The 10,815-nt window shown below is 60.3% G+C and carries 9 protein-coding genes; 5 read left to right on the top strand and 4 right to left on the bottom strand.

Annotated features, from left to right (window positions below; all coding sequences use genetic code 11):
• Positions 1-187 precede the first annotated feature (187 nt).
• Genes ACYYKW_RS17170 through ACYYKW_RS17160 form a run of 3 tightly spaced genes read left to right on the top strand, consistent with a single transcriptional unit; the run spans position 188 to position 3,753 of the window.
• Positions 188-847, top strand: a complete 660-nt coding sequence (locus ACYYKW_RS17170) for a paraquat-inducible protein A (RefSeq protein WP_090286299.1) — start codon at positions 188-190, stop codon at positions 845-847.
• On the top strand, positions 834-1,457 hold the full coding sequence (locus tag ACYYKW_RS17165) for a paraquat-inducible protein A (RefSeq protein WP_090286297.1): 624 nt from the start codon (positions 834-836) through the stop codon (positions 1,455-1,457). Before ACYYKW_RS17170 ends, ACYYKW_RS17165 begins: the two co-directional genes overlap by 14 nt.
• Positions 1,450-3,753: a PqiB family protein gene (locus ACYYKW_RS17160; protein WP_464990634.1), complete on the top strand. Its 2,304-nt coding sequence runs from the start codon at positions 1,450-1,452 to the stop codon at positions 3,751-3,753. Before ACYYKW_RS17165 ends, ACYYKW_RS17160 begins: the two co-directional genes overlap by 8 nt.
• A gap of 192 nt (positions 3,754-3,945) precedes the next feature.
• On the opposite strand, the gene mksF is transcribed toward ACYYKW_RS17160, so the two are convergent.
• The 3 genes from mksF to mksB are packed head-to-tail and all read right to left on the bottom strand — an operon-like array spanning position 3,946 to position 8,754.
• Entirely contained in the window at positions 3,946-6,786 is a 2,841-nt protein-coding gene (mksF, locus tag ACYYKW_RS17155) for an Mks condensin complex protein MksF (protein ID WP_464990633.1), read from the bottom strand.
• Entirely contained in the window at positions 6,783-7,484 is a 702-nt protein-coding gene (mksE, locus tag ACYYKW_RS17150) for an Mks condensin complex protein MksE (protein ID WP_090286292.1), read from the bottom strand. Before mksE ends, mksF begins: the two co-directional genes overlap by 4 nt.
• The gene (mksB, locus tag ACYYKW_RS17145; protein ID WP_208939763.1) at positions 7,474-8,754 is read right to left on the bottom strand and encodes an Mks condensin complex protein MksB; all 1,281 of its coding nucleotides are present in this window, start codon (positions 8,752-8,754) and stop codon (positions 7,474-7,476) included. The genes mksE and mksB overlap by 11 nt, the downstream gene beginning before the upstream one ends.
• Before the next feature lie 221 nt (positions 8,755-8,975).
• On the opposite strand from mksB, the gene ACYYKW_RS17140 reads away from it, so the two are divergent.
• Positions 8,976-9,749, top strand: coding sequence for an energy transducer TonB (locus ACYYKW_RS17140; RefSeq protein ID WP_464990636.1), 774 nt, complete (start codon positions 8,976-8,978; stop codon positions 9,747-9,749).
• Positions 9,742-10,194, top strand: a complete 453-nt coding sequence (rimI, locus tag ACYYKW_RS17135; RefSeq protein ID WP_090286286.1) for a ribosomal protein S18-alanine N-acetyltransferase — start codon at positions 9,742-9,744, stop codon at positions 10,192-10,194. Before ACYYKW_RS17140 ends, rimI begins: the two co-directional genes overlap by 8 nt.
• A gap of 100 nt (positions 10,195-10,294) precedes the next feature.
• Here the strand turns inward: rimI and ACYYKW_RS17130 are convergent, their stop codons facing one another.
• A complete protein-coding gene (locus ACYYKW_RS17130; RefSeq protein WP_093098326.1) occupies positions 10,295-10,699 on the bottom strand; it encodes a serine kinase/phosphatase in 405 nt (134 codons plus the stop codon).
• Positions 10,700-10,815: the final 116 nt, after the last annotated feature.

Below are 10,815 nucleotides of genomic sequence, written 5' to 3'. Positions count from 1 at the left end.
AGTGTGGGGTTTCCCCATGTGAGAGTAGGTCATCGTCAAGATTAAATTCCGAAACCCCAATTGCGAAAGCAGTTGGGGTTTTGTTTTGCCTGCGAGAAAGTTTGCGCGCACTAGCGAACAAATTTGCACAGTTATTTTCCAATCACAGCACTAGAATAGCCCCACCTTTTTTGGAGCCAGAGCCTGTATGTCAGAGTCGGTTGACGCCCCCGGGCTGTCAGAATTACCGCTGGAAGACCTGGTAGCCTGTCATGAGTGCGACCTGCTGATGCGCAAGCCTCAACTCGCTCACGGCGAGAAGGCCGTCTGTCCGCGTTGTGGTTACGAATTGTACGCCCACCGCCATAACGTGGTGCAGCGCAGCCTTGCCTTGGTGATCGCTGCGCTGCTGTTGTATATCCCGGCAAACTTTTTACCCATCATGCAGCTCAATATTCTCGGCCAAACCTCGCAAGACACCGTTTGGAGCGGTGTTGTGGGCCTGTTCAACACCGACATGCAGGGCGTTTCGATTGTCGTTTTCCTGTGCAGCATGGCCATACCGCTGCTGAAGCTGCTGTGCCAGTTATTCGTTTTACTGACGATCCAATTCAATGTCGGTCGCAGTTACGGCTTGCTGCTTTACCGCATTTACCACCACCTCAGAGACTGGGGAATGCTCGAGGTCTACCTCATGGGCGTGCTGGTGGCGATCGTCAAGCTGGCAGATATGGCAGCAATCACGGTCGGCCTCGGCTTGGCGTGTTTCATCGGTTTGTTGCTCGTGCAGGTCTGGCTGGAAGTGGTGATGTCACCGCATCAGATCTGGCAGGCGTTATCAGGAGAGGATGCCCATGCGGGCGATTGATGCAGGCATTCTGGTGTGCACCGAGTGCCACGAACTGAACAAGCAGGAAGCCGACCTCGATCAGCAGACGTGCACCCGTTGCGGTGCGCTGGTACACGCCCGGCGTCCGAATAGCCTGACCCGAACCTGGGCGCTGCTGATCACCGCTGCGATCATTTACATCCCGGCCAATGTCCTGCCGATCATGACGGTCAGTTCTCTGGGGCAGGGCGATCCAAGCACGATCATGTCCGGGGTGATCCAGTTGGTGCAGCACGGCATGATTCCGATTGCAGCAGTGGTGTTCATTGCCAGCATTCTGGTGCCGACCTTCAAACTGGTCGGCATTGCGCTGCTGCTGTTTTCGGTGCAGCGACGTCAGCCGCTATCCGCGCGTCAGCGCATCTGGATGTACCGCTTTATCGAATTCATCGGTCGCTGGTCGATGCTCGATATTTTTGTGATCGCCATTCTGGTGGCGGTCGTCAACTTCGGCCGACTCGCCAGTGTCGAAGCCAATCTTGGTGCCATCGCCTTCGCCACTGTGGTGATTCTGACGATGCTTGCCGCAGTAACTTTTGATCCCCGGCTGATTTGGGATAACACGGAGTCGGATGACGACCATGACTGATTTGCCTGTAGCGAAAACCCGACCGGCCTCTAACTGGTCTGCCATCTGGGTGCTGCCTCTGATCGCGCTGATCATCGGCGGCTGGCTTGGCTGGCGTGCCTACTCCGAAACCGGTATCGAAATCCAGGTTCGCTTTGAAAGCGGCGAAGGCATCCAGGCCAACAAGACTGAAGTGGTCTACAAAGGCATGCCGGTCGGCAAGGTCAAGACGCTCAAGCTCGACGATGAAGGCAACTCCAAAGGCGTGATTGCCACCGTCGAAATGAACAAGGACGTCGAACAGTACCTGAAAACCAGCACGCGGTTCTGGTTGGTCAAGCCGAGCGTGACCCTGGCCGGCATTACCGGCCTGGAAACCCTGGTGTCGGGTAATTACGTCGCTATCAGTCCGGGCGAAGGCGAGCCGACGCGCAAGTTCAAGGCGCTGGCCGAAGAGCCTCCGCTGTCTGACGCCAAGCCCGGCCTGCACCTGACCATCAAGGCTGACCGCCTCGGCTCGCTGAATCGCGGAAGCCCGGTGTTCTACAAACAGATTCAGGTGGGTCAGGTTAAAAGCTATCTGCTGTCGGAAGACCAGAGCACTGTTGAACTCAAGGTCTTCATCGAGCCGACCTACGCCAAACTGGTGCGCAAACACACACGTTTCTGGAATGCCAGTGGCATCAGCATCGACGCTAACCTGTCCGGGGTGAAAGTGCGCAGCGAATCGCTGGCCAGTATCGTCGCCGGCGGTATCGCCTTCGCCACACCCGAGAACCGTAAGGACAGCCCGCCGACCGATCCAAGCTTGCCGTTCCGTCTCTACGAAGACTTTGATGCGGCGGCAGCGGGTATCCGCGTGAAGGTCAAACTCAGCGACTTCGAAGGCCTGCAGGCCGGTCGTACGCCAGTAATGTACAAAGGCATTCAGGTCGGCAACCTGAAAGCCCTGAAGGTCGATCCGGATCTGAACAGCGCCACCGCCGAGCTGACCCTCGATCCTTTGGCCGAAGATTATCTGGTTGATGGCACTCAGTTCTGGGTGGTCAAACCGTCGATTTCTCTGGCGGGTATTACCGGGTTGGAAGCGCTGGTCAAAGGTAACTACATCGCCGTGCGTCCGGGTGACAAAGGCGCGGCGCCGAAGCGTGAATTCGAAGCGCGACCGAAAGCGCCGCCACTCGACCTGCGCTCGCCCGGCCTGCACCTTGTACTGTTTACCGACACCCTCGGTTCCATCGATGTCGGCAGTCCGATTCTGTACAAGCAGGTCAAGGTCGGTTCGGTGCAGAGCTACCAGTTCTCCAAAACCCGCAAGCAATTGATCATCGGTGTGCACATCGAGAAAGAATACGAAAATCTGGTCAACGCCTCGACGCGCTTCTGGAATGTCAGCGGCGTTACGCTGACCGGCGGTTTGACGGGCGGGATTCAGGTCAAGAGCGAGTCGCTGCAGACGTTGATGGCTGGTGGCATCGCCTTTGAAACGCCACAGGCCAAGGCGCCATTGCAGAAGCGTATTCCGCGTTTCCGCCTGTTCGCCAGTCACGACGATGCCAACCAGAAGGGCGCCGTGGTCACCATCAAGGTTGATCGCGCGGACGGTCTGCGCAGCGGCACTCCGGTGCGCTTCAAGGGGCTGGACGTCGGCAAGATCGAAAGCGTCGACCTGACTGACGATCTGCAGTCGGTCATCCTCACCGCACGTATAACCGAAGTGCCGGAGAAGATCGCCCGGGTCGGCAGTCAGTTCTGGGTGGTCAAACCTGAACTGGGCCTGATCAAGACCGAGAACCTCGAAACCCTGGTCACCGGCAAGTACATCGAGGTGCAACCAGCGGCGAAGAACCTTGGCCCGCAGAAAAACTTTGTCGCCCTGGCTGAGGCCCCGGAAGTGACGAAGCAGGAGGCGGGGTTGAGTCTGGTATTGAGCGCGGCGCGTCGTGGCTCGCTGAAACCGGGTGTGCCGGTTACTTATCGGGAAATCACCGTAGGCAAAGTCACTGGTTATGAGTTGGGCCAGACGGCTGACCGGGTACTGGTACACATTCTGATCGAGCCGAAATACGCGCCGTTGGTGCGCAGTGGCAGCCGCTTCTGGAACACCAGCGGGGTCGGTTTTGATTACGGCTTGTTCAAAGGTGTCACGGTGCGCACCGAATCCCTGGAAACGCTGATTCAGGGCGGCATCGCCTTCGCTACGCCGGATGGCGAGCGCATGGGCAATCCGGCGCGGGCCGAGCAGACGTTCCCGTTGTTCGACAAGTTTGAGGATGAGTGGCTGACCTGGGCGCCGAAGATTTCGCTCGGTAAGTAAATCCAGCGGTGTTTCGGCTGGCCTCATCGCCAGCAGGCTGGCTCCCACAGGGGATCGTGTTCACAACACAAATTCCTGTGGGAGCTGGCTTGCCAGCGATGAGGCCCTAAAAGACAGCACAAAACTCAAGCCATGAAAAAGGGCCGCGATCCCATCGGATCGCGGCCCTTTTTCGTTTTCAGTCAAAGCCGATCAAACTGCATCCAGCTCCGGCTCATCCGCCTGCACGTTCAACGTGGCCTTCACCACATCATGGCGACGGATGTATTTCCAGTCCGCCTCATCGATGTAGATCCCCGCCGGGCCGCTGCCGCCTTCCAGGTCGATCGCAACACTGGCGCAGACCTGCGGCTTCACACTCGCCAGAATCGGCACGAAGCCCAGTTGCAGACTGGTTTCCAGCAATGCGGCCTGGTTCTTCTCGTCAATGTCCGCCGCCTCGTCGAGGTAGTACGGCAGGCGCACACGGCCGGCCAGGTCGCGGTCCATCAAGTGCAGCAACAAGTACATGTTGGTCAGCGCCTTGATGGTCATGGTCGTCCCGTTGGACGCCGCGCCATCGATGTCGGTGTGGATCACCGGCTGACCGTTGACCTTGGTGATCTCGAAGGCCAGTTCGAACAAGTCCTTGAGGCCGAGCTGGTTGTGGTTCGCTGCCACCAGTCGCGCCAGATATTCCTTGGCATCTTCGTTCTTGTTGTCCTGCTCGGCGCTCTGGCTCAGATCGAACACCGACAGGGTTTCGCCTTCTTCGTACTGACCGGCGCTGTGGATGATCTGATCGATGTGCTTGAGCGCTTCCTTGTTCGGTGCCAGGACAATGCGGAAGCTTTGCAGGTTGGAGACCTGACGCTTGTTGATCTCGCGGTTGAACAGCGCCAGTTGATGCTCAAGGCTGTCGTAGTCGCTGCGGATGTTGCGCAGGGTGCGTGCGATGTCGGTGACCGCCGCGCGGCGCGCCTTGCCCAGCGTCAGTGCTTCATCGGTGCGGTGCGCGTAAGCGTTGATCAGCAGCGACAGGCGGCGCTCTATGTCGTCTTCGCTGTCGAACTTGGCCACGCCTTTGAGGCGCACCTGCGCATACAACGCTTCGATCTGACCGTCGGCGCGCAGCAAACCCTGCCAACTGTCCTGATAGTCGTTGAGCAGCGGCAGCAAGTTGTCCATCGAGTCGTCGACCGGGTCCATGAACGGCGTGCCGAACGGAAGGTCCGCTGGCAGCAGCTGGCGGCGGCGCAGAGCATCGTCGAGCGTGCGTTGCTTGGCTTCCATGTCGGCGATCTGCCGGCCGACCAGTTGCAGCTTGGCCGACAGTTGCTGGACGCGCTCGGTGAAGGCATCGCTGGAGCGCTTGAGTTCGTCCTGTGCGGCTTCCATTTGCGCCAGTTGCTCGAGTTTGTCGGCTTCTTCGGCGCTCAGGGTTTGCGTGCGGCGGAAATCTTCCAGCGCTTTCTGCGCATCCAGTACCTGCTGGTACAGCGCTTCGGTCTGGGTTTTGCTCGCGGCGCGGTCAGCGGCCACGGCTTGTTGGGTTTTCAGTTGCTTGAGTTCTTTTTCCAGACGCTCTTTTTGATCGCGCAACGCGGCGCGGTCGGCCAGCGCTTGCAGGGCCGGCGGCTCTATGTGCGAGATGTCGATCGACAGGCCCGGCACTTCGAAGCGCTCGCCTTTGAAGCCATCAAGAATCAACTCGACCGATTTCACCCACTCGCCATTCTCGTCGAGGGTGATGCCGTGTTCGCCGAGCGGCAGGCTGAACAGCGCGCTGTTGAACAGACGCATCAGGCGTTCAACGTCCTGTTGCGAGAATTCTTCGCGCAGACGGGCGTAGCTGTTGTTGTCGGCGTTATCGAGTTGCTGCTTCACCGACTTCAGGCGTTTTTCCAGATCGCGCAGACGCTCTTCGAGATCTTCGGCGCTGAACTGCCGCGACTGCGCCAGCGCGCCGGCCAGTTCGTCGTGCGCGTCTTTGGCGGCGAGCAATTGTTGCTCGAGCACTTTGACGTCATCGACCAGCGCGAAGCGGTTTTTCAGCACCGACAGCTCGCCGAGCCAGCGCTGGATGCCGGAAATCTCCCGCTCCAGACGCATCAGTTCCTGAGTCCCGCCGCGCTGATCGTTTTGCAGATCGTCCTGCTCGCGGCGGTAGTGCTCGGCCTGCAGGGTCAGTTCTTCCTTGCGCGCGGTGGCGTAGTCGGACCAGGTGCCGAGCAGCGAATCGAGCAGCGGCGACAGGCGATGCAGTTTGCCGCGCAGCACATCGCGCTGTTTCACGCCGTTGGCCAGCGCTTCGACCAACGGACCGGCGGCAACCAATGAGTTGTAATCCTGCTCCATACGTCGTACGTCGCGGAAGGCTTCTTCGCACGCGGCGATGTAATCGACGCTGCCGGAACGCAGGCTGTGCTCAAAGGCATCGAGGAACAGCTGCTTGAGCTTGGCCGCAGTGATTTCGCGCATGTGCAGCAGGTTGATGAACAGCGCACGGAAGGTTTTCAGGCTTTGCTCGCTGGTCGAGCGCAGCGGAATCAGCGTCAGGTCGAGCGGGATCGACGTGTGACCGCCGACCAGCAAACGACGCAGTTCGTCAGGCTTGAGTTCGTAGGCTTTCAGGCCTTCTTTCTCAAGGTTGCTGAACAGCTCTTTCTGGCGCAGGCAGGTGTCGTTTTTCTGGTAATGGGCCAGGTCGAGTTTGCCGGCGTAGGCAAAGAACTGGTGACCGAAACCTCCGCCCGGGCCACGACCGACCACACCAATCACGTGGGGGCCGTGAGGCAGGTTCACTTCGACGAGGATGTAGCTGGTGTCGGAGGCGAAGTAAAAGCGCCGCGATTGCTCGAGGCTGTACTTGCCGAAACTCATGTCCGACATGCGCGCCAGAATCGGGAACTGCAAGGCGTTGATCGATGCCGATTTGCCGAGGTTGTTCGCGCCGTAAACCGATAGCGGTTCTTCCAGCGGGAACAGGCCGAGGCTGTAACCGGCGGTGTTCAAAAGGGCAAAGCGGCGGATGCCGTAGCGTTCCTGGCTCATGCGTCGGACTCCTGTTCTTCGGCAATGGCGCGGGCCAGTGCGTCTTCTTCGCTTTCTTCGGCAAACTCACTGAGGTCCAGTGGGTCGTCGGTTTCGAGGAATCTGGCTTCCGCCGCTTCGTCGATCAGCACTGGTGCCGGCAGCGGCAGCACGCTGTGCACGCTGGCCGCCAGGTCGCGGTCCTGCTGCACCGACAGGCACACATCGAGGAAACGGTGCATCGGCGGCAAGAAGCGGTACACGCCGTTTTCTTCGCCGGCGAAACCCAGTTGAGTCATGCGGCGCATGATCTTTTCTTCGAGTTCTTCAACGGTCTGCACTTCGGCCTGGATGAACAGGTCGCGATACTTGTCCAGCAGCGACGGCAGTTCTTCACGGCCGAGGCTGCCGCCGTCGAGCACGGCGATCGGGTCGCGGCCCTGATCAGCCAGATGCTCAACGAGGATGAAGGTGAACAACGCCAGACGCTGGGCGGTCTTGTTCACCGCAGCGGCGGCCATGTCCGGCACGAAGTAGTAGAAACCACGGGTGTCGCAGACCAGTTCAAAGCCCAGCGCCTTGAACAGCGTGCGGTACTGGTCCTGGAAGTTCGACAGCTGGGCGTACAGCTCCGGGTCGCGGCGGCTGACGTGGTAGCCCTTGAACAACTCGCGGAAGATCGGCGCCAGTTGCGACAGTTCGGAAAGATCAAGATGCATGGGGGATGCTCGCAGAATCCTCGGCGGCGGTGTCGCTGGCCGAGAGCAGGGCGAAGGAGCGCAGGCTGACCTGATGCTCGTGAGTGTGGTATTCGCGGCGTTCCAGACGCTCGCGCTTGAAGCGTTTTTCCCGCGACAGGCGCGAGAACCAGTAAAGCAACTCGTCAGTGGCGCCGTCGGGTTCCTGTTCCAGCAGCCAGGTCATCAGATCCGGCATCGGCAGCGATTCTTCGCAGCGGTCGACCATTTCGCGCACGGTGCGCGGCGCACGCGGTGCATCGCCAGCCTTCTGGGTCTTGTGCGCCTTGGGGAAGCGTGCCGGTTTTGGCTCGAAACGCGCCAGCGCATAGACGTAGGCTTCGACCTGACTGGCGCTGCCGAGGAAGGTGCTTTGCGGGCGGGTGAACAATGGCATCGCCGCTTGCGGCACGGCGTCGATGCCTTTACGCCGGATCGCCGCCAGCGCCAGTGCTGCGCCACGGGTCACGGCGTTGTGCCGGCGCGCTTCTTCACGCAGCGGCAGCAGCAGTTCGCGGGCGTGACGCAGAGTGAGCTGGGCGCTGGTCTGCATTTCGAGGATGCGCGCGTGGGTGCGCAGCAACATGTCGTCATCGACCAGATGGCCGAGGCGCTGCTGTTCGCTGAGCATTTTCAGCAACACCGTTTCGACCTTGCGCACGCCTTGTTCAAAGGCGCCGTCGGCGTTGACCAGATCGATCATCGGCTCGACGTATTCGTCCCACGTCGCCAGTACTTCCGCGTAACGCTGACGCAACGGGATCTGCCGGTCGCTGGTCTTGGCGCGTTCGGCCACAGCGACCAGCGCCTGTTCGTCGTTGTCGAGTTTCTTCAGTACGTCGCGTACGCGCATGTCGAGCAGGCGCAACTGGCGGGCGAGGTCGTTGCCGTCGCGGACTTCAAAGGCGTCCTGAATGTAACCGGCCAGCCGTTCGAGGTGACGCAGGTAGGCTTCGATTTCCAGGCACAAGCCCAGCCGGTGTTCGCGGCGCAGGTAGGCAAGGAAGTCGTGGATCTGCGCGTTCAGCTCGAAACGGTTCGGGCTTTTCGCCACGGGCACCAGGATGTCGAGGCGAATCCACACGTCGAGCAGGCTGGTGATGTCCTGCGGCGTGCTGTCGAGTTGTTGGGCGGCCAGTTGCGTGCGCAGTTCGTTGAGGCTCAGGGTGCCTTGGTCGAAGTGCTCGCACAGTGGCTCCAGAAGTGCCCAGTGTTCAGCGAGGGCGCGCAAGACGCGCTTGGGTTCGATCATCGGAATGGCCGGCTGGTTGGCGATTAAAAGCCGCGATTGTACTGCATCGAAGCCGATGCGATTCACTCTCGGGACGGACTGCTGCCTTTCTTTTCAATCAAGTGCATCGATCAACAGCAGGCGATCTTGAGCGAAGGGCGGTAGAATCAGCGCACTTTCCGTTATCCACAAGTGGCCGACCCTTGCTTATCGAGTCCCGCCGCCGCGCCTATTTGAACGCCATGCAGGTGGTCAACTGGCTGCCGCGCACCGAATTGCCCTTCGCCGCGCCGTCCCGGCCCGAGTTGCTGGACATGCCCGAGCCTGAGCCAGAAGTGCCCGTCGTGCCTGCGCCTCAGGCCCAGGCCCAGGCCCAGGCCCAAGTCCAGGCACCGGTGCAGCCGGCGATCGCGCGGCCGAGCGAACGGCCGAAAATCGAGGTGCCACGGCCTTCGCTGGCCAGCACCCGCAATGGTGCCAAACCGGTGGAAGAGGCCGACGCCACGCCGGTCGTCGCCAAACCCGCGCCTGTGCCGCCACCACGTTTTGCCCTGCAATTGCTGCGCGCCGGGCGCTGCCTGCTGCTGGTCGAGTTACCCACAGGCGAAGCGTTCCAGAGCCGCGACCCGGCTTATCTGTTGCTCAAGGACATGCTGCGCGCCGCGGGTCTGCCGGATGCGCCGCAAATCGTCGGTGAGCCGGTGCGCTGGCCGTGGCTAAATCGCGGCACGCTGGACCAAGGCCCGGACGCGGCGCGGGACTTCGTCCAGGGTTTCCTCTCGGTACAAATGGAAGCGGCACCCTGCGCCTGCCTGTGGCTGATCGGCTTGCCGGCCGTGCGTTTTGCCGGCGAAGCGGACGCCGAGGCGTTCAATCGTGAATTGCAGATCGAAGGTCTGGGCCCGGCCTGGGCGATTCCCGGTCTGGAATTGTTAATGGAAGAGCCGCAGCGCAAAGCCGCTGTGTGGCAAGCCATGCGTCGGCTGATGGCGCGCTGGAAAGAATCGAATGAGTGACGCGGTAACCTTCCGCCCGATGACCGAGGCGGATCTCGAGGCAGTGCTGAAAATCGAGTACGCCGCTTACAGCCATCCGTGGACCCGGGGAATTTTTCTCGACGGTCTCGGCAAATACCAGATCTGGCTGATGTTCGAAGGGCAGCAGCAGGTCGGGCACGGTGTGGTGCAAATCATTCTCGACGAGGCGCACCTGCTCAACATCACCGTCAAGCCTGAGAACCAGGGACGTGGGCTGGGGCTGACGTTGCTGGAGCATCTGATGTCGATTGCCTACAAGGCTGAAGCTCGGGAGTGCTTTCTGGAAGTGCGCGACAGCAATACTGCGGCGTTCAAGTTGTATGAGCGTTATGGCTTCAACGAGATTGGCCGGCGCCGGGATTATTATCCGGCGGTGGGGGGGCGTGAAGATGCGGTGGTGATGGCCTGCACCCTTGTTGACTGAAGCTTAAAAGCATCGCGAGCAGGCTCAATCCTGCAAGTTGGAATGCGTTCCCCTGTAGGAGTGAGCCTGCTCGCGATAGCGATTTATCAGGTGCCGCTGATCAGCGCTTGCCATCCAGCGGATCCAGATCCGCCAGTTCAGCCTCGTCCAGTCCGTCACCGCCGCCGATGTCATTTTCACCGACCACGCTCAAATCCCAATCCGCCTGATTGCCCTCGCCAATCTCTTCGGCATCGCGAGCGCCATCGTCGCGAATGAGCGTTTCCGGGCTCAAATCGTCGTCCGTCGGTTGGTGATCATCGACCGAGCCGCCGGTCAGACCTGCCTCACGCACACGTTCACCTGGCATCAGCTGCTCGCGTTCACGCTCAGGAATCTCATCACCGATCTTCGCGCTGGGCTCTTCGTCGTCGAAATCCAACTCATGCACCGAACCCATGCGGTCTTCGTTATCATCGATGGGCTCCGGTTGCGCCGCATCGTAGGGGCGTCGTGAATCAGTCATGGCAAATCCTCATACTGTGGGCCTTACTTGGAGTGGACTCATCCGGCGCACGAGAATTCCAACGGAAACACTTTGCCCAACGGGCGTGACTCCGACGGGCGGTCGTCTATCAAACC

The sequence above is a fragment of the Pseudomonas sp. 15C genome (assembly GCF_055484735.1).
This window is presented reverse-complemented; position numbering and strand designations above follow the sequence as displayed.